The following is an 18,535-nucleotide window of genomic DNA, read 5'->3' on the forward strand; positions in this document are numbered from 1 at the left end:
CACAAAACCTCAGGGACAAGCCTGAGGTTTCCTTTTAATACTATTAAATTATTAGGGTAATTGTATTACCTTAATAGACTATTTAAGACACTATATTTATGAAACAAAAATTACTAATTGCCCTATTTACTTTAAGTTTTTTATCTGGTTATACACAAGTTGATTTAGGAGAGGATATTTTTACATGCGAAGGAGAGACTGTTGTGTTAGATGCTACGACTGCCAATGCCATAGAGTATGCTTGGTTTCAGAATGGTTTCATTATTATCAATGAAAACGGACCAACATTAGAGGTGAATTACACAGATATTTATGAAGTTCAAGTTATTATTGATGCAGACACCATTTTTGCAGATACGATTTTCGTAACATTCAATCCATCACCAGATGCTCAAACCCCATCAGATTATGTGGTATGCGATGCTAATTCTGGAGGCTTTGGGGTGTTTGATTTTACCACTAAGGATGCCGAAATCATTGGAAACGATCTCGATGTTTCAATAAGCTATTACCAATCAGAATTTGATGCATTAGCCTATGTTAATGCGTTGGCGAGCCCGTATTCTAATATTAGTAATCCTCAGACTATTTGGGCTCGTGCTGAGAATGTTGTAACCGGTTGTTTTTCAATAGTGAATTTTGATCTTATAGTCGACCCAAATTGCGAGGATATAGAAGTATTCTGTGGGGCAATTCCAGTAAGTATAGACTATTGTTATCCAGATAATACGAGTTATCAGTATAACTTTCTAAATTATACGGGTTCACCATTAACACTGACATTTAATTCTGGACAATTAGAAACAGACGGAGATTATGTTATCGTTATTGATTCTGATGGTGTAACTCAACTTTTCAATGGTAATAATAATGGAGACCTTGATGGACTAAGTTTCCAATCTACTGGAGCATCCATTTCGGTTAGAATAGAAACAAATGAAAGTATAAGTTGTGGAGATGGTAGTTCAGAATCTATTACGTTTGATGTGTCTTGTAATGATTTTTCTGGAAGTATTAGCGGTCGCGCTTTCTTTGACGAAAATGGTAATGGGATGGTAGACGGAAATGATTCTAATTTTAGAAATGGGTATTTTACGTATGAAGTAAACAACAACGGTATCATTAATGAAATTATGACTTCGGATGGCAGCTATTACATAGCCAACCCAGGAGAAGGAAATACTTATGAGATTTCGTATCATTTGTTTGACAATTATGACGATTGCTACACGATTACAACAAGTACTGTGAGTAACGTTTCAGTAACTGGAGATGAAGATTTAGAAATTAATTTCCCCGTAACTAACGACCTCATGTGCGAAGATCTAGGTGTTTATGTATTAGCTCCTTTTTCCGCGGCACCAAGACCAGGATTTAATTATGTAAACCGCGTATATATTGAGAATTTTGGATTTAATACGATTGCTTCAGGTACCATAGAGTTTGTGGCAGATGATTCAGTCCAGTTTGATACAACCTTATATCAAACAAACCCCAACCATGTTATTACTAATACTTCAAACGGATTTATTTTGGAGTTTACAGATTTGCAACCAGGTGATATCGAGTTTATAAATGTGTTGTTATATTGCCCAGCGAGCGTAGAATTGAATCAAGTCGTAACCAATACGGTAACATATGTAACTTCGGGAAATGACGATTTCGAACTCAACAATACATCAACTCTTAGTCAAATAGTTGTTGGCTCTTTTGATCCTAATGACAAAATGGAAGCTCATGGACCAGAAGTTGTTTATGATGATTTCGTGGTGTCCGATGAATTCTTATACTATACAATTCGTTTTCAAAATGTTGGTACAGCAGATGCCATTACCGTTAGAATTGAAGATGTTTTAGATTCTGGTTTAGATCAAACAACCTTCGAAATGTTGCAATCTAGCCATAATTATATTTTGTCTAAGATTGATAATGAAATCACATGGCAATTTGATAATATTTATTTGCCTGCAGAACAAGACGATGCAGAAGGTAGTAACGGTTTTGTCTATTTTAGAATTAAACCTCAAGCGGGTTATGCCCTTAATGATATTATTCCAAATACAGCGTCTATCTATTTTGATTTTAATGCTCCTATTATAACTAATACTTTTCAAACTGAGTTTGTTGAAGAGAGCTTATCAATTTCAGAAATAGATGCATTAAACTTCAATATATATCCAAATCCAGCGAAAGATAATGTTATGGTTGAATTGAATGAGGTACACTTCGGAAATGTAACGATTCAGGTTATTGACATCCAAGGAAAGCAAGTTTTGGAACAAGATATTTCAGAAGGACATACAGCGAATATTGACACATCCCATTTGCAAAATGGACTGTATTTTATAAAATTGAATACAACAACAAAAAGTTTAATAAAGAAACTTGTAATAGAATAGTCCAAATCTTTATTTAGTTGAATTTAGGCCTCAGGATTTTTCTGAGGCTTTTTTTGTAAACTATTCTGTTTACCTTCGTCTAAGCACGAAACTAAAACATCAACAAATGAAACTTAAAACTTTACTTTTAATTGTACTCGTAGTTTTTGCATCTTGCAAGGAGAATAAAACCAACGAAACAGTAGAATCTATTGACTATTCGGAAGAAAATTTAGATGCTACAACAAGCGTATATCCTGAGAATATTAGCAAGATATTTGATGCGCATGGAGGTGTAGACGCATGGAATAACATGAACACATTGTCATTTACTATGGAGAGACCAAATGGAAAAGAAGTGACCACAACCAATTTAAAAACACGCGCAGAGCGTATTGATACGCCAACATATACAGCAGGTTATGATGGGGATGTGCTATGGGTTAGTGAGAAAGACGGTAATGAATATAAAGGCAATGCCAAATTTTATAAAGGATTGATGATGTATTTCTATGCCATGCCTTTTATCGTTAGTGACAATGGTATTATATATGAAGAGGCAACTCCTCTTGAATTTGAAGGTAAAACGTACCCTGGAGTTCTAATCTCTTATGAAGATGGGGTAGGAGCATCATCAGACGATCAATATGTTTTATATTATGATGAAGAGACAGGACAATTGCAATGGTTAGGATATACAGTTACTTTTGGTAAGGATGAAAAAAGTACCGATTTTCATTTTATCAGGTATAACAATTGGCAAACGGTTAATGGATTAGTGTTACCTAAAAGTATTGATTGGTATAACTATGAAAACAACGTACCTACAGAAAAACGTAACACTGTAGAATTTTCAGATATTATCGTATCAGATAAAACCCCTAATGCTACACTTTTTGCTAAACCAGAAGGCGCTATTTTAATAGAGTAGTATGTATCTAATTAATAAAAAAAGACCTATCAATTGTGAAATTGATAGGTCTTTTTTTTTTAGCACACAGCGCATGTTATTTTTTCTTAGGTTTTAATTTTTCAGAATAACGCTCCCATAGTTCTGTTTGATGTGTATCTAAGCTAATTAAACGTCCATCTATAAACGCATGTGTAATAATATTGGTTCTCATATCTAAGGCATCTCCTTCGCTAATAAAGAGCGTAGCACTTTTACCAGCTTCTAAACTGCCATAATTCTCATCTATTCCTAAAATTTTAGCTGGATTGAGAGTAATGAGTTGTAAGGCCTGTTCTTTTGTTAAACCATGAGCAACTGTAGTACCTGCATAAAAAGGCAAGTTACGCGAGTTCATACGTTCCATTTGCCCACTTGTTTCTAAAGCAACAGTAACTCCCTTATCTGTAAGTAATTTTGCTAATTTAAAAGGCATGTCATAATCATCATCTGATTGGCTTGGTCTAGAATGAACACGTTGTAATAACACCGGAATGTTATGTTTCTTCAACATATCGGCTACTTTATATGCCTCATACCCACCAACAATAACAGTTGACTTTACATTGTGCACTTTTGAAAAATTTACGGCATCTGTAATACCTTTTTCATCATCGACATGAATATATAATGTTTTACTTCCGTCAAACAAGCCATTAGTAGCCTCAAATGGTAAATTTTTAATTGCTTTATCACTTTGCATATAGGCCTTCGCTCCATTAAAATAATCGGCAATCTGCGTGACTTGATTATCATAGTTTTTGTTAACTTTCATAGCAGGATCTTCTCCTAACCACCAACGGCCTCTAGAAAAACTGTTGGGCCAATTCATGTGAATCCCATCATCTTCTTTTATAACGGCATCTTCCCAATTCCATGCATCAAATTGTACAATTGATGAAGTTCCTGAAATACGACCACCTCTTGGAGTGATTTGGCCAATTAACACGCCATTCGGCCTCATAGATTCAACAATCTTAGACTCGGCATTGTATGCTATTAAACTTCTGATATGAGGATTCCAAGTTCCAAGCTCAGAATCATCATCTGTAGCCCTAACGGCTCCAATTTCAACCAATCCCAAGGTTGAATTGGGTACAATAAAACCAGGATACACGTGTTTTCCATTGGCATTAATAACATCCATTTTTGACATATCTACTCTAACTGTAGTTCCATCTAAAACCTGAGTTAATTTTCCGTTTTCAAAAATGATCAAGCTATTGTTAATTACTTTTCCATTTCCTAAGTGTGCTGTGGCGCCAGTAATGGCGACTGCTTTGTCTTGTGTTGGAGCAGGTGTTTGTTGCGCATAACCAAGAGAGAAACTCATTAGAAATACAACGATTGTTTTTATATATATAGTTTTCATAATCATCTTTTTAGTGTTGTTCTTGATCTAAATAATCACAATGCATTTGATCCTTCTCTTTCTTTTTGATAGGCTGCGTTTTTAGGCCTTTATTTTTGGCTTGCATCATCATATTTATAAGGTCACTTTTTTCTCTTTTAATTTGATCACGCATGATTTGATCACGTTTTAAATCAAAATAGGTTACACCTTCAATAATGGTCTTTTCTGCTTTTGCATAAATAGACATTGGGTGGTCAGACCATAAAACAACATCTGCATCTTTTCCTTCTTTTAAACTTCCTACACGATCATCAATGTGTAATAGTTTTGCAGGATTAAGTGTTACAAATTTCCAAGCATCCTCTTCACTAATACCTCCATATTTTACAGATTTTGCAGCCTCTTGATTTAAACGCCGAGACATCTCACCATCGTCACTGTTAATAGCTACTATAACACCTGCGTTATGCATAATTGCAGCGTTGTATGGGATGGCATCATTAACTTCATATTTGTAGGCCCACCAATCACTAAATGTTGATCCGCCTACGCCATGTTCAGCCATTTTATCTGCCACTTTATAACCTTCAAGAATGTGCGTAAATGTGTTGATTTTAAAGTCAAACTTTTCGGCAACTTTCATCAACATATTAATTTCACTTTGCACATAAGAATGACAGGAAATAAAACGCTCTTTGTTTAAGATTTCGGCAATTACCTCCATTTCAATATCTTTTCGATATGGCTTTCCGCTTTTCTTTAACTCATCATAGGCTTTAGCACGATTAAAATAATCCATATATAGTTGCTCAACACCCATTCTAGTTTGTGGAAATCTTGCAAAACTTTGCCAATTAGATTGTTTTACGTTTTCGCCTAAAGCGAATTTTATAAACTTCGGACTATCATCATAAATTAAATTTTGAGCAGTTTCTCCCCATTTTAGTTTTATAATGGCCGAACGCCCTCCAATAGGATTTGCCGATCCATGTAAAATTTGAATAGAAGTAACACCTCCAGCAAGGTTTCGATAAATATCGATGTCTTCATCATCAATAACATCTTCAATAGATACTTCAGCAGAAGAGTTGTGACCTCCTTCATTAATAGAAGATGCCGCAATATGTGAGTGCTCATCAATAATTCCCGCAGTTAAATGTTTGCCAGTAGCGTCTATAACCGTCGCATTTCCGTCGGAAATATTCTTACCGATTTTAGCAATTTTACCATTTTTAATTAAGACATCGGTTTGCTGTAAAACACCTGCATCTTCATTAGTCCAGACGGTTGCATTTTTAAAGAGTAATGTTTCTGCTTTTGGTAGCTGATCAAAACCATAAGCGACATTTGGATATGTTACAGCAACTGTCGTTTTAGGCACTTTATCCTTCATTGCTTTTTTATCCTCTTTGGCCTTTTCTTCTTTAGGCATCTTGGTGGCATAAAATGTCATTTCATTGCCATTTGGGAAAATGGCTTTTCCGTTAAGGGCATTATTATGATTAACATGAGCTGCTAATCGAATAAATTTTTGTTGGGTAGAATCTTTGGTTGTCATGGAGATATTTACCCAATCATCTGCGTAGTTAATTTTTGAACCTCTTGTTTTACCATCACTAGTAATTTCAGATTTTAATTTACTTAATGATCCTTTCAAGGTCATTTTGTAAGATGCACCAGCTAAGCGAAATTCATAATCTCCGCGAATATCTTTAACATCCATATTTTCAAGTACTGTTTTCTTTCCTTGAACCCAGTTTTCGTACAGTGTAGTTTTGCTATCAAAAACATCTCCAGATGTAATTAAAAAGTTAGCATAAGCGCCTTTATTTAATGATCCTATTTGAGAAGATTTTCCTAGTAATTTTGCAGGTGTCGTTGTTAGAGCCTCTAATGCTTTTTCCTTTGAAAGCCCATACTCAATAGCTTTCATGACATTAGATTTAAACGATTTTGGAGATTTTAAATCGTGCGTGGTAAAAGCAAAAGTCACGTCGTTTTCCGCTAAAACCTTTGGGTTAGACGGTTCTTGATTCCAAGCTTTCATATCTCCTAATGAAAGAGATCTACTTAAAAAAGCATTTTCTACATCATATGCTGCTTGAAAGTTGACTGGAAGGATATAAGATGCATTTGTTGCCTTTACGTCTCTAATGCGCTCATATTCATCTCCACCACCAAGAATGACATATTGAATGCCAAACTGGTCTCCAATTTTATCTGCTCTAAGGGCATTTACTCTGTTACCAGCACCAAAGATTTGTACTAAATTTTTATTATCATTTAAAGCCTCAAGTGAAAGGTCTTTAGTTTGACTATAACCTTTTCCATACCAATCAGCATCTAAATACATTTGACGCAATAGAGCCATGCTTCCCATTATAGAACCAGGATAGGATTGCCTTGAAGTAACACTTTTTCGAAAAGAAAAGTATTGTCCAGATTGAGGGTCTAGTATACGAACTTCATTTCCAGCACTAGGATTTAAGGCTACTAAGGTTCCGCTTCCTCTAATAATACCATCTTCAATATATGTGTTTACCACACCGAAACCAGCTTTTAATAGTTCTTTTGCCATTTTAGAATCATATCTAAACTTATCAATAGCCCTATTTTCTGGCATTACATGATCGTTCCAATAGTATCCAGTTCTGCTTGGACCATATTGCGGTCCTCTGGCGTTACTGTTTGGACGTTCAGGTTTTTTTACACCAAATGTGGAATATATATCTATAAAAGACGGATAAATACTTTTACCCTCTAGATTAACGATGGTCGTGTTTTTTGGAATGGTCACCTGTGTACCAGATGCCACTACTTTTCCATCTTTAATTAGTAATGTGCCATTCTCAATAATTTGAGAAGGTGTGACGTAAATTTTTGCATTTGTAAATGCTTGATAATTGGTGTTGGTGACTTTAACACCATTGTTCTTAGGGAAATAGTCTTGAGCAAATAATGCAAAACTGCAAAAGCAGAGCGCTATTGCAAACTTGATTTTATTCATATGAATGGTTGGTTTTAATTCCTTCTAAAGATAAAAATTAAGACCTTACGACACTGCAAAACTCCTATATTTTAACGTTTAATCTATGGGATGGTTTTTATGATAATTAACTAATAATGCGACGACATAACTATAACTTTCCATGCCACCAGCCTGATTATTAGACTTTAAGAAGTTATTGTAGGTGGCTTTAAACAAGGGCTCTGTAGGGTTTTGATAATTATCCCAGAAATCCTGAACTTCCTTATAATTATAGATAATACCTTCATTAACCTGAGAGACGAGTTCTTTATATAGTTCTTGATCTCTTTTAAAAGTTTCATGCAAGCAATGGCGAAGTGCAAATGCAAATCCAGAATAATTAAAATACACATTTGGATGATGCATAGCAGCCATACTACCTATGAAATTAGCTTCGTTTTCGGCAGCATAACCTAGTTGGTGCGCAACTTCATGACTCCCTGTTGTGGGAAATTTGAATGATGGAATTAAACCATCAACTTGTGCTTCATTTGTAAATGGGTTTAAGTATCCCGAAAATCCCATATAGGTTAATGGTGTGCTATATAATGAACGCTTTATACTTCGAGGTTGATATGCTAAATAAGGAAATTCTTGAGATAATTTATCATAACCTTCAGGTATCATTTTTAAGATTTCAGACTTAGAATAGGGTATCACCACTTTCGTAGAATCATGAGCGGCAAGTTGAAGTTGAAGGCTATTGGTTTTGCCAATTAATTGCTTGGTGAGGTCTACTAGCTCTTCGGTTGTATAATCATGATTAATGTTCAACGACTTATGTAGCGGTAGGCGATAGTAGTTAAAAGCCCAAAGTAGATGAAATGCAAAGTAACCAACCGAAACTGCCGATAATACATCTAAAAACCATTGCTTCGAGTCTTTAATTATACGTTTTCTATTGCTGTAGAGCCACCTAATAATATATAACCCCAAAAGCGTATAAAGAATGTCTCCTACTGAAAATGGCAGCCATCCAAACGCATAGCGCATGGCTTTGGAGATCCAAATATAAATGCCATGACTGTAGACAGATTCGACCAAATTTGGAAAATTTACTAATACCTTTAGAAAAATAATCTGGGGAATAATAGATAAAGCTATAATGAGTCTTTTATATTTCAGCATGACTCAAAAATACTAAAAAGAATGTACCTTTGCTAAACTAAAAAAAACAGAATGAGTTCAGAAATAAGACAACTAGAACCTAAGCAACTTTGGAATAAATTTGCCGACTTAAATGCCGTACCAAGACCCTCTAAAAAAGAAGAACGTGTAATACAGTTCATGAAAGATTTTGGTGAGAAATTAGACTTGGAAACTATTGAGGATGAAGTAGGGAATGTTATTATAAAAAAGCCAGCCTCTTCTGGGATGGAAGATCGCAAAACCGTTGTGATGCAATCACATCTAGATATGGTACATCAAAAAAATAATGATACAGATTTTGATTTCGATACACAAGGTATTGAGATGTATATAGATGGAGATTGGGTAAGAGCAAAAGGTACAACACTTGGAGCTGACAATGGGTTGGGTGTAGCTACCATTATGGCTATTTTAGAAAGTACAACAATTGTACATCCTGCTATTGAAGCGTTATTTACCATAGATGAAGAAACCGGAATGACAGGAGCAATGGGATTAAAAGGAGGAATGCTTGATGGCGAAATTCTTTTAAACTTAGATACAGAAGAAGATGATGAAATAGGTGTAGGTTGTGCTGGAGGTGTTGATGTTACTGCGACAAGAACTTATAAGGAAGAGGAGACTCCCGAATTTAAAATAGGGTTTATAATTTCAGTTAAAGGCTTACAAGGAGGTCATTCAGGTATGCAAATCCATGAAGGCCTTGGAAATGCTAATAAAATAATGAACCGTTTGTTATTTGATGGATTTGAAAATTTTGGCTTGCGCATTTCAAACATTGATGGAGGGAGCTTGCGTAATGCTATACCGAGAGAAAGTAATGCCATTGTTGCCATAGATGCTGTTCATGAAGCCGCTTTTATATCTGAAATGGATAACCTTGCGAATACGATTAAATCGGAGTTAAGAACAATGGAACCAGAATTGGTCATTGACATCTCTAAAACAGAGACGCCAAATAAAATTATGGATTTAGGAGTTCAAGAAGGATTAACAAGAGCCTTATATGCTGCGCTTAATGGTGTGTATCGAATGAGTGCAGATATACCAGATCTTGTAGAAACTTCAAATAACATTGCACGTGTAATCGTGAAAGAAGGCGCTATAAAAATTGGTTGTTTAACCCGTAGTTCTGTTGAAAGTTCTAAATGGGATTTGGCAAACATGCTACGTGCCGCTTTTGAATTAACAGGTTGTGAGGTTGAGTTTTCTGGAGATTACCCTGGATGGAAACCTAATATGGATTCTGATATTTTAAAAGTCATGGTACCACTTTATAAAGAACTTAATAATGGAGAAGAACCTCATGTTGCAGCTTGCCATGCTGGTTTAGAATGTGGTATTTTAGGAACAAATTACCCTGAAATGGATATGATAAGTTTTGGTCCGAATATTAAAGGAGCCCATTCGCCTGATGAGCGAGCTCAGATTTCTTCTGCGCAAAAGTATTGGACTTATGTTCTTGAGATTTTAAAGAATATCCCAAAGCGTTAACAATATAAATTTTAATAGTAATAATCAAAAAAGCCTTTCAATATTGAAAGGCTTTTTTTTAGTTTTAGTTGGCAATAGTTAGCCTTATTTGGCTATTTCGGTCATTTCTAAAATAAAGGTCAAATCTGTATTTGGTTTAATACTTCCTCTACCGCGCTCACCATAGGCTAGGTGAGAAGGCAAGTAGAAAAATGCACGTTCGCCTACTTTCATAGATGCTATTGCTTCTTTAAAGCCTGCGATCATTTGCGCATCTGGACGAATTTGCATTCTTGAAGGACCATACATTCCAGCATCTTCACGTCTTTGATCATACATTCCAGATTTTTCTGCAATTGCTTTTTGGTTAGAATCAAACAAACGACCATCTGTAAAGTAACCTTCATAATTAATCATTGCAAAATCACCTTCCTTAGGTTTTTCGCCAGTACCTTCGATAATTACAAACTTCTTTAAGCCAGAAGCCAAAGTAGTAGATTTAGCATTGTAATCATCAATTAAAGGTTTTGTTTCTTTAGCTGCTTCGGCAATTTTTGCTTCGCGCTCTTTTCTCATTTCTTCGGCCTTTACTTTTGCTGCTTCTTTAAGAGCTTCCCATTTTTTAGGGGCGTTTTCAAGTTCGTCTTCAAATATTTTTGGTGCGTTAAACGCTTTTGCATCAGATCCTTTTCTAATGATATTTACTTTTGTCATGTACACCGTCTCTAGTGGTTTACTACTACCAGGTTCAACAGCAACATTAGAAATGGAATCCTGTACATCAATTCCTTTTACTAATTCACCAAAAACACTGTGACAACTTACTCTTGGGCGGTCGCACGGCTTTAAAAGTCCGTTTGCATCAAATGCATCTAAGCTAGGATAAGGTACTTCTGTTATAAAAAACTGACTACCATTGGTTCCAATACCTCCAGAATTTGCCATTGATAAAATACCACCTTTATCATGCTTTAAACTTTCGTCAAATTCCGAAGTGAATTTATAACCGGGACTTCCTGCACCAGTTGCCGTGTGATCACCACCTTGAATCATAAATTGATCCATAACGCGATGGAATGTTAAGCTATCATAATATTTTTTGCCTTTAAATTCTTCACTTACCATAGGGTGATTTCCTTCCGCTAAGGCTACAAAGTTAGCAACGGTTAAAGGTACCTTGTCGTAGAATAATTTTGCGATCATGGTGTCTTTAGACGTCACGATTTCGGCATATAATCCATCTTCTAATTCTGGATATTCTTCTTTACATGAAGTTAATGTTACACATAGACATAACATTAAAATTTGGAGTGTTTTGCTCATCAATTGCATTTGTATCTAAATTAAATTTATTGGTTTTGTTTTATGTTGTTCACAGTTACTTTGCACATCAACGGAATATTGGTGCCAATTTTGTCATTATCGCCATAATAGCCATACGCTTTTTGCGAAGGAAAAAGGAAGGTGGCAGACTCTGTAGGTTTTAATAGTTTTAAGCCTTCTCGCAGTCCTTTAAAGATTTCTTCTTGATCCATAGCATAGTTTTGTGTACCAAGTTCTTGTTGTGAGTAAATCACATTTCCGTTTAAATCTTTTATATCATAATCGAAGTTAATAATATCTCCAAAGCCAGGTGTTATAGTATCAATTTCAACTTTAGTGTGATAGTAATACCAAAATCCTGTTTTAGAAGCGATATAATCATACTCTGGATTTTGAGCCATTATCGCCTCAATACGTTTTTGTTCACGCTGATTTAGTTTTTTATTGCGCTCAGCAGATTCTTCTATAAAGGAACCCGACTGCACGCCTTTGGGTTCTCGGGCTTCAGGAGCTTTACAACTCAAGGCCAAGAGAATTAAAAATAATAAGGAATATATTGTTTTCATTATGCTTTGAGGTCTTGTTTATATTGAGGCAAGATACTAATAAATTTGTCAATGGTCTCGTTTAAATTTAAATCACTTTTGCCTCCTGCGGCATTGGTATGACCTCCACCACTAAAATGCGTTCTAGACAGTTTGTTTACTGAGAAATCACCTTTACTTCTCAATGATATTTTAATGATATTTTCTTGTTGATTTTCGATAAAAATCGCAGCGAAAATGATACCCTTAAGTGACAAGCCATAATTTACAAAACCTTCAGTGTCACCTTTTTTGAAATTGAAAGTATTAAGTTCATCTTGCGATAAGGTAATATAGGCTGTACGATATTCTGGAATGACTTTAAGGTTGCTTAGTGCGCGCCCAAGCAATTGAAGGCGTTCATAACTATTGGTGTCATATATATTATTATGAATATCAGAGTTTCGAGCACCTTTTTCAATGAGATTACCTATAATATGATGTGTTGCGCTAGTTGTAGATGGAAATCGAAATGATCCAGTATCAGTCATAATTCCGGCGTATAAACACGTCGCAATATCACTGTTTATTTTATCTGAATCGCCAAGCATATCTATGAAATTGAAGACCATTTCACATGTTGAAGACATCGAAACATCGGAGTACATGTATTTGGCATATTGATCTGGTTGTTGATGATGATCAATCATAATTTTCATGCCTTGTGCGGCCGTTACAGCGGCCTCCATATCACCAATTCTACTTAGCGAATTAAAGTCTAATGTAAATAGAATGTCGGCGTTTTTTATATAGTCGTCACTTTCTTCTTGCTGCGACTCATACTTCAGAATGGTAGATTCATCAGGCATCCATTTTAGAAAATCTGGATAATCATTTGGAGCAATGACAATGACGTTGTGATTGTACATTTTTAGATAACGATATAAGCCTAATGTAGAGCCTATGGCATCTCCATCTGGATTTTTATGCGGAATGATAACAATGGCTTTAGGTGAACTTAGAAGCGCTTTGATGCTATTAATGTCGTCTTTATTCATAGAGGACGAATATACAATTTTTTAATAATGGATTCTATTGTTTTTATTAAGAAATGCATTACTTTTGCAGTCAAATTTAAAATAAAATAATGGCAACAAATAGAACATTTACAATGCTTAAACCAGATTCTGTTGAAAAAGGGAATATTGGTGCAATTTTAGAAAAAATAACAGCTTCAGGTTTTAGAATCGTAGCGATGAAATTAACGCAAATGACAACTGCGGATGCTCAAGCATTCTATGCTATTCATAAAGAGAGACCTTTCTTTGGTGAATTAGTAGAATACATGACAAGAGGACCAATTGTTGCGGCAATCCTTGAAAAGGACAATGCTGTTGAAGATTTTAGAACATTAATTGGTGCTACTAATCCAGCAGAAGCCGCAGAAGGAACAATTAGAAAATTGTATGCAGCGTCTATAGGAGAAAACGCAGTTCACGGAAGTGATAGTGATGAGAATGCTGCTATAGAAGGTGCATTTCATTTCTCAGGTAGAGAGATGTTTTAATTCAACACGCTGGAAATATATAGAAAGCGCAACCGTAGGTTGCGCTTTTTTATTGCTTTATATCAAACGATTAAACGTTTAACTTCGATAATTAATAGTTATACACGTTGCTGTAGCACTTTTTTATGATGTACTTCTAAATAGACAATTGAAATGATTGCCAAGCCCAATAACACTGAATAAATGATTAATCCTAAATCAAAATTGAGATTACTCATCAATTCATTTCTTTGGACACTATCTAAATCCTCTTGATTTAAAACCAAGTCTTTATTGGAGTTATAAATATCAATTTGGTTTAGGATATACCCAAATAATACAAGTGCTAGTCCAGTTAAAATGACTATCATTTTTCTTAATCTGGTCTTCGATTTTAAGAACCAAAATATTAGTGCAATGCTTAAAATGATAATAAAAATAATTGTTATTGGCATCTCTAATGTCATGACTTTTTGTGTTTTTATCAATTAAAACCTATCTATAGATCTTTCATTATGTTATTTGGTTTAAAGTTAGCAAAAGAAAGAAAACTGGAGCTACTTTGGAAAAAAGTATAGTTGCTGATAGTAGAGTTACAGTTTTACCCAGTCTTGATTAAACCTTAAGTCGGATAATTTTCTGTATAAATAATACAAACCGTTGGTTCCTGATTTTCCATAGTCTTCTATGGTTTTTACAGTGCCATCTGTAAAATAAACTTTGAGTGTACATGAGGGCTGGCAAGTACCTCCGGCAAAATAAGAATCACTAAGATTTTTAATTTGTAAATAATTAATTATTTCACATAGTTCTGAGAACTTGTCTTTTGCAATTGTTGTTTCAAAATAGCCTTCTTCTTTATTAGGATCAATTTTCAATGTTTTACTGAAATTATGATATCTTGCAATAAATGAGGATTTAGCATTTTCGTTTAGAACTAATTCAAACACAGGACAAGTTCCAAAACAGCCTTCAGCACGATATTCAATTTGAGAGATTTGATAATCTTCACTTTCCTCATTAAAATCTATAAATCTTCCGTATTTATATACAAGTGTTGTTTTTGAAATACCATTTTCAAAATTTTCAGCATAGTTAGAAATGGAATACAATTCTACGGCAGGAATTTCATCTTTATAGACCAACTTTGGGTAAATAGGAAAATCATTAATTAATGATAGCGTTAAAGGAATAGGAGCATAGTGGTCATTTCCATAATTCATTATCGCCATGACTTTAAATGAATGCTGATAGAACGCTCCAGTTATAATTAAATCTGTAAATCCATTAGCATCGAAATCCTCTTTTATAAACGTAATATTGGGAAACATTGAATCTAATCTCCGTTTTATTTTCGCTACATGAAACCCTTCTTGGTTATAAGATTTGGGTGTTGCATATAAAAATTGGTTTAGCGTGGAATCTGTGGTTTTTATAAAGGTGCGTAACTCGTTTAGATTTGATATACTATCAACCTTAGTTCGTTTGATAGTTTCTTTTAATGTGCTTTTCTCTTTTGCACAAGAATGGAGTAGAATAATGGTTAAAATGATGGTTAGGCATCTCATAATATTGTCAACGTTTAAGTTGTAATATCATTGTGCTAACTAAGATTTTCGTTGTTTTTTGACTTTAAATGCTTAATATAATTGGTTAAAAGACCTTTAATTTGTTCGGCAGCTACTGGATTTGCAGAGTGCACTTTAAACTCTAAATGTCTTAAATCAAGTCCAGATTCGTAGACTAACCATTTTGCAGCAGCCAATCCATCTGGTGCCACCTTACCGTTTGATCCAAGACCAAGATCGTTATCAAAACTTATATAATTTGGAAGTCCGTTTGTTTTAATATAATCGACAAATGCAGTATAGGTACGAACGATATCAAACTCGGGTGTCATAGATTTGTCATAAATCATTTCAATAGTTCTGACATCGTCTAAAAATAGTTTTTTCATTTTCGCTTTAGTTCTTTTTTTTTTTATCCATTTCTATATAAGGCCTTTCCGAGTCCTCGCATAAGAACCCTCTATAGGCTATTCTTTTTTCGTTAAACATAACATACGATTCATCAATATGTGCATAGCTTGCGCTATATCCCGTATGTTTTCCCCTAACAATAATACCGCCTTCTCCACCACAATCTACCGATAAAATTAATATAACCTTAATATTACTACTGTCAGAATTAAGATTCTCATAGGCTTTTTGAATTAAAGGAAAATTGAAGCTATTGCTCCTGTAATCGTAATCATTTACAGCAAAAAGAATTTCCTCTACAATAAACTCTTCAGTCTCCTCTGCAATAGGTTTATCGTCTATGCTTCCATAGAGTGTATTGTTCTTCAAATAGATTTTAGAATGTATGCCATTAAAAGGATGATTCTTGATACTTTCAAATAGAATTTCCGTTCTATTGGTATCAGGAATGGCATAGATTAACTTTAAAATCTCTAATGCAAAGCTCTCAGATATTAATAGTGATTTATAAGGGTATTCGCCTTTTTTGCTAGAACCATAGAGGTCTCTAAATAGGCGAATGAATTCAAAATCTATGTTTTTATCTTCATGCAATTCATAAAAATCAACGATTTCTTTTGGAATGTCAATACCTGTTGTACTAGCAAATATACTTGCCATATCTCGTATTCTAATCTTTAATTTTCTATTTATCACTTGAAGTATAACGTGTCAATTGAAATGGCTTTTTCAGCGCTTTGTTCATACGAAGTTAGTAAAAGGAAACGAACTAAATAAAAAGAAAACGGTTCTAAAACTTATGTAAGAATAACAAATTGCCAGCTCCTGTGATTAGTCATTAGGTTTTTAATTCGTTACTTTAGAAAAGAAAATTAAGTCATATAAAATGGATGTTAAAAAATTCGGAACGCTTTACATGAAATTGATGTGTTTAGTTTTATGCTTAACATGCTGCCGACATGTAGATAATTCTAAACAAAACGCATCATCAGATACTTTGAGCTGCCAATTAGATACATTATCTAATTCTATACTGGCTCAAGACGATGGTCATTTTAAAGCCTATATGACGCCATCTCCTTTGATTATGGATGGTTGCAGTAAAGACGATATATGGTCTCGCGTAGATTGGTATGATATGAATTATGTATGGATGGGTGAACCAGTAGACTCTGTAGATTACCATGGGAAGTTTAAACTCGCTTGGGATAAGCACTATCTATATGTTTTGGTTGAAGTTTTTGATGATCATTTAAATCCGACGTTAGATAATGGTATAGATAACTATTGGAAAGGTGATTATGTAGAGGTGTTTATTGATGAAGATAGATCTGGAGGTGACCATAAATTTAATCATCAAGCCTTTGCTTATCATGTGTCTTCAGAAGGTCATGCAATAGATAAAAGTACATCTGAACAAACTATTTTTTTGGATGATCATGTTACTGTTGCGCGTTCGCAAGAAGGTAACAAATACCTTTGGGAAATGGCAATTCAACTTTATAACAAGGATTTTGATGAAAAAGCTACGGATAATGTTCCCGTTGAAATTTTAAAAAACAAACACATCGGTTTTTCAATTGCCTATGGTGATAATGATGGTAACAACAGCCGCGAAAACTTCATGGGTTCGAAACAATCACACGGACAAAATAATGACGAAGGTTATACAAACTCGAGTGTTTTTGGAAGCATCCTATTTTTAGAGTAGGAGGTCCAAATAGAACAGTTTGTCTTGAGACGGTATTTTTGCAAATTATTCTTCTTATTTAGTTTATGCTTCACGTTTAGTTTATGCTTCACGTGGCCATTTCCAAGCATAGTAAACAATCAAAATAGTAATGATACTTTCTGCAAATGCGAGAAAGACGTAAAAGCTATACCATTCGGTTAAAGAATTGACACCAATTAATAACATCATCAATGTAAATAGTAATCCAAAAATGATATTTAGGATTCGGTTGAGTTTCGGTTTCAGAATTACTGATAAGGCTACCATAACAGAAGGAATCACTAGAATTATTGATGCTATCAACAGTTTGGTTGGGCTGTCTAAAACGTTGTCTCCTGTAATTAGACTGTCTATTTTACCAGGCGTGTAGAGTTCGAAATAATCGCCATATAAATAGCAAAATGTTACCGATGCCCATAATGCTGCAAGTTTAATTTTGATGTTTACTTTTTGATTTTCTAACATAATGGTCGGTCTTTAGTGTTTAAATAAAAGTATTTCTATTTATATAGACGCAAAATTCACCCAAATGGTTGCCTCAGTTTCAATGTGTCATACTATTAGTTTTTCGTCAGAGCATCTAAGATCGCAATCTCGTTGGCCTTTAAACATTTTATAGGCAAGTAAATACCTTGATTCGATTTGGTTTTTAGCGCAAAATAGTTTTTCCTTTTTAGGATCGCTTTTAAGTTGGAGTAATCTAATTCCGATTTACTTTTGTCTGACCTAATAATTATTTTTTCTGGTTCAATATCATAGTCGAGGTCAAAGTTTTTGAACCAAGATTTTCGAGTTAAAATAAGTATTAAGGGTTTGAGTGTGTAGTAAACTCCGAAAATGATCATAAACCCAGCATAGCCAATACCCGTTTTGGTGTTCCCATTAAAATATTGAAAAAGTCCCATGATTAAAATAAGTGGTCCACCAATTAGCCTTAAAATGGAAAAGAAAATACCATAGCCAAAGAAGTATTCATTCAAAAATATTTTTATTTTTTCAAATTGAGATAAATTTTGATGCATGGTTATGGTCGTTTTATACTGCTTTATTATTTAGGACTAAGATTATAATGGTTTTAGTTTTTCCTAACGTATATCTAC

At 34.4% G+C, this 18,535-nt stretch carries 17 protein-coding genes; 5 read left to right on the top strand and 12 right to left on the bottom strand.

The window, feature by feature from the left end; genetic code table 11:
• Positions 1 to 98: 98 nt before the first annotated feature.
• Positions 99 to 2,399, top strand: a complete 2,301-nt coding sequence (locus Q0893_RS08115) for a T9SS type A sorting domain-containing protein (protein ID WP_299274246.1) — start codon at positions 99 to 101, stop codon at positions 2,397 to 2,399.
• Between the two features lie 106 nt (positions 2,400 to 2,505).
• Positions 2,506 to 3,309, top strand: a complete 804-nt coding sequence (locus Q0893_RS08120; protein WP_298901589.1) for a DUF6503 family protein — start codon at positions 2,506 to 2,508, stop codon at positions 3,307 to 3,309.
• Between the two features lie 76 nt (positions 3,310 to 3,385).
• On the opposite strand, the gene Q0893_RS08125 is transcribed toward Q0893_RS08120, so the two are convergent.
• The 3 genes from Q0893_RS08125 to Q0893_RS08135 all read right to left on the bottom strand — a co-directional run bounded on the left by Q0893_RS08125 (position 3,386) and on the right by Q0893_RS08135 (position 8,837).
• Positions 3,386 to 4,699, bottom strand: a complete 1,314-nt coding sequence (locus Q0893_RS08125; RefSeq protein WP_298901591.1) for an amidohydrolase family protein — start codon at positions 4,697 to 4,699, stop codon at positions 3,386 to 3,388.
• A 10-nt stretch (positions 4,700 to 4,709) separates the two neighbouring features.
• Positions 4,710 to 7,688: an amidohydrolase family protein gene (locus tag Q0893_RS08130; protein WP_299274251.1), complete on the bottom strand. Its 2,979-nt coding sequence runs from the start codon at positions 7,686 to 7,688 to the stop codon at positions 4,710 to 4,712.
• A gap of 78 nt (positions 7,689 to 7,766) precedes the next feature.
• Positions 7,767 to 8,837: a DUF3810 domain-containing protein gene (locus Q0893_RS08135; protein WP_299274255.1), complete on the bottom strand. Its 1,071-nt coding sequence runs from the start codon at positions 8,835 to 8,837 to the stop codon at positions 7,767 to 7,769.
• Positions 8,838 to 8,888: 51 nt separating this feature from the next.
• On the opposite strand from Q0893_RS08135, the gene Q0893_RS08140 reads away from it, so the two are divergent.
• Positions 8,889 to 10,352 carry an aminoacyl-histidine dipeptidase gene (locus Q0893_RS08140; RefSeq protein ID WP_299274258.1) on the top strand — a complete coding sequence of 488 codons (1,464 nt, stop codon included), beginning with the start codon at positions 8,889 to 8,891 and terminating at the stop codon, positions 10,350 to 10,352.
• An 84-nt stretch (positions 10,353 to 10,436) separates the two neighbouring features.
• On the opposite strand, the gene Q0893_RS08145 is transcribed toward Q0893_RS08140, so the two are convergent.
• Genes Q0893_RS08145 through Q0893_RS08155 form a run of 3 tightly spaced genes read right to left on the bottom strand, consistent with a single transcriptional unit; the run spans position 10,437 to position 13,236 of the window.
• Positions 10,437 to 11,654, bottom strand: a complete 1,218-nt coding sequence (locus Q0893_RS08145; protein WP_299274261.1) for a peptidylprolyl isomerase — start codon at positions 11,652 to 11,654, stop codon at positions 10,437 to 10,439.
• A 26-nt stretch (positions 11,655 to 11,680) separates the two neighbouring features.
• Positions 11,681 to 12,220, bottom strand: a complete 540-nt coding sequence (gene gldI / locus Q0893_RS08150; RefSeq protein WP_298901598.1) for a gliding motility-associated peptidyl-prolyl isomerase GldI — start codon at positions 12,218 to 12,220, stop codon at positions 11,681 to 11,683.
• Entirely contained in the window at positions 12,220 to 13,236 is a 1,017-nt protein-coding gene (locus Q0893_RS08155) for a bifunctional oligoribonuclease/PAP phosphatase NrnA (protein WP_299274265.1), read from the bottom strand. The genes gldI and Q0893_RS08155 overlap by 1 nt, the downstream gene beginning before the upstream one ends.
• Positions 13,237 to 13,325: 89 nt before the next feature.
• Here Q0893_RS08155 and Q0893_RS08160 point away from each other — a divergent pair, with 89 nt between their 5' ends.
• Entirely contained in the window at positions 13,326 to 13,745 is a 420-nt protein-coding gene (locus Q0893_RS08160) for a nucleoside-diphosphate kinase (protein ID WP_298901600.1), read from the top strand.
• 98 nt (positions 13,746 to 13,843) lie between these two features.
• Here Q0893_RS08160 and Q0893_RS08165 read toward each other — a convergent pair whose 3' ends face one another.
• The 4 genes from Q0893_RS08165 to Q0893_RS08180 form a co-directional block, all read right to left on the bottom strand.
• Positions 13,844 to 14,191, bottom strand: coding sequence for a hypothetical protein (locus Q0893_RS08165; RefSeq protein WP_299274270.1), 348 nt, complete (start codon positions 14,189 to 14,191; stop codon positions 13,844 to 13,846).
• Between the two features lie 126 nt (positions 14,192 to 14,317).
• Positions 14,318 to 15,292 carry a DUF6438 domain-containing protein gene (locus Q0893_RS08170; RefSeq protein ID WP_299274273.1) on the bottom strand — a complete coding sequence of 325 codons (975 nt, stop codon included), beginning with the start codon at positions 15,290 to 15,292 and terminating at the stop codon, positions 14,318 to 14,320.
• 35 nt (positions 15,293 to 15,327) lie between these two features.
• On the bottom strand, positions 15,328 to 15,681 hold the full coding sequence (locus Q0893_RS08175; RefSeq protein WP_299274276.1) for a cyclic-phosphate processing receiver domain-containing protein: 354 nt from the start codon (positions 15,679 to 15,681) through the stop codon (positions 15,328 to 15,330).
• A gap of 7 nt (positions 15,682 to 15,688) precedes the next feature.
• On the bottom strand, positions 15,689 to 16,363 hold the full coding sequence (locus Q0893_RS08180) for a hypothetical protein (RefSeq protein WP_299274279.1): 675 nt from the start codon (positions 16,361 to 16,363) through the stop codon (positions 15,689 to 15,691).
• A 226-nt stretch (positions 16,364 to 16,589) separates the two neighbouring features.
• Here Q0893_RS08180 and Q0893_RS08185 point away from each other — a divergent pair, with 226 nt between their 5' ends.
• Positions 16,590 to 17,414 (top strand): sugar-binding protein, encoded by an 825-nt coding sequence (locus tag Q0893_RS08185; protein WP_299274282.1) that lies wholly within the window; start codon positions 16,590 to 16,592, stop codon positions 17,412 to 17,414.
• Positions 17,415 to 17,495: 81 nt separating this feature from the next.
• On the opposite strand, the gene Q0893_RS08190 is transcribed toward Q0893_RS08185, so the two are convergent.
• Both Q0893_RS08190 and Q0893_RS08195 read right to left on the bottom strand, forming a co-directional pair.
• The gene (locus Q0893_RS08190; protein WP_299274285.1) at positions 17,496 to 17,900 is read right to left on the bottom strand and encodes a DUF6326 family protein; all 405 of its coding nucleotides are present in this window, start codon (positions 17,898 to 17,900) and stop codon (positions 17,496 to 17,498) included.
• Positions 17,901 to 17,995: 95 nt separating this feature from the next.
• The gene (locus Q0893_RS08195) at positions 17,996 to 18,457 is read right to left on the bottom strand and encodes a YcxB family protein (protein ID WP_298901612.1); all 462 of its coding nucleotides are present in this window, start codon (positions 18,455 to 18,457) and stop codon (positions 17,996 to 17,998) included.
• Between the last annotated feature and the right edge of the window lie 78 nt (positions 18,458 to 18,535).

Source organism: uncultured Psychroserpens sp. (assembly GCF_947494225.1).
Classification (GTDB): domain Bacteria; phylum Bacteroidota; class Bacteroidia; order Flavobacteriales; family Flavobacteriaceae; genus Psychroserpens.

Bases quoted from the DNA above. Each gene is read 5' to 3' on its own strand.
- Q0893_RS08190 (WP_299274285.1), bottom strand. From the start codon at position 17,900: ATGTTAGAAAATCAAAAAGTAAACATCAAAATTAAACTTGCAGCATTA.
- Q0893_RS08135 (WP_299274255.1), bottom strand. From the start codon at position 8,837: ATGCTGAAATATAAAAGACTCATTATAGCTTTATCTATTATTCCCCAG.
- Q0893_RS08165 (WP_299274270.1), bottom strand. From the start codon at position 14,191: ATGACATTAGAGATGCCAATAACAATTATTTTTATTATCATTTTAAGC.
- Q0893_RS08160 (WP_298901600.1), top strand. From the start codon at position 13,326: ATGGCAACAAATAGAACATTTACAATGCTTAAACCAGATTCTGTTGAA.
- Q0893_RS08145 (WP_299274261.1), bottom strand. From the start codon at position 11,654: ATGAGCAAAACACTCCAAATTTTAATGTTATGTCTATGTGTAACATTA.
- Q0893_RS08175 (WP_299274276.1), bottom strand. From the start codon at position 15,681: ATGAAAAAACTATTTTTAGACGATGTCAGAACTATTGAAATGATTTAT.
- Q0893_RS08195 (WP_298901612.1), bottom strand. From the start codon at position 18,457: ATGCATCAAAATTTATCTCAATTTGAAAAAATAAAAATATTTTTGAAT.
- Q0893_RS08185 (WP_299274282.1), top strand. From the start codon at position 16,590: ATGGATGTTAAAAAATTCGGAACGCTTTACATGAAATTGATGTGTTTA.
- gldI (WP_298901598.1), bottom strand. From the start codon at position 12,220: ATGAAAACAATATATTCCTTATTATTTTTAATTCTCTTGGCCTTGAGT.
- Q0893_RS08155 (WP_299274265.1), bottom strand. From the start codon at position 13,236: ATGAATAAAGACGACATTAATAGCATCAAAGCGCTTCTAAGTTCACCT.
- Q0893_RS08130 (WP_299274251.1), bottom strand. From the start codon at position 7,688: ATGAATAAAATCAAGTTTGCAATAGCGCTCTGCTTTTGCAGTTTTGCA.
- Q0893_RS08120 (WP_298901589.1), top strand. From the start codon at position 2,506: ATGAAACTTAAAACTTTACTTTTAATTGTACTCGTAGTTTTTGCATCT.
- Q0893_RS08140 (WP_299274258.1), top strand. From the start codon at position 8,889: ATGAGTTCAGAAATAAGACAACTAGAACCTAAGCAACTTTGGAATAAA.
- Q0893_RS08125 (WP_298901591.1), bottom strand. From the start codon at position 4,699: ATGAAAACTATATATATAAAAACAATCGTTGTATTTCTAATGAGTTTC.
- Q0893_RS08115 (WP_299274246.1), top strand. From the start codon at position 99: ATGAAACAAAAATTACTAATTGCCCTATTTACTTTAAGTTTTTTATCT.
- Q0893_RS08170 (WP_299274273.1), bottom strand. From the start codon at position 15,292: ATGAGATGCCTAACCATCATTTTAACCATTATTCTACTCCATTCTTGT.
- Q0893_RS08180 (WP_299274279.1), bottom strand. From the start codon at position 16,363: ATGGCAAGTATATTTGCTAGTACAACAGGTATTGACATTCCAAAAGAA.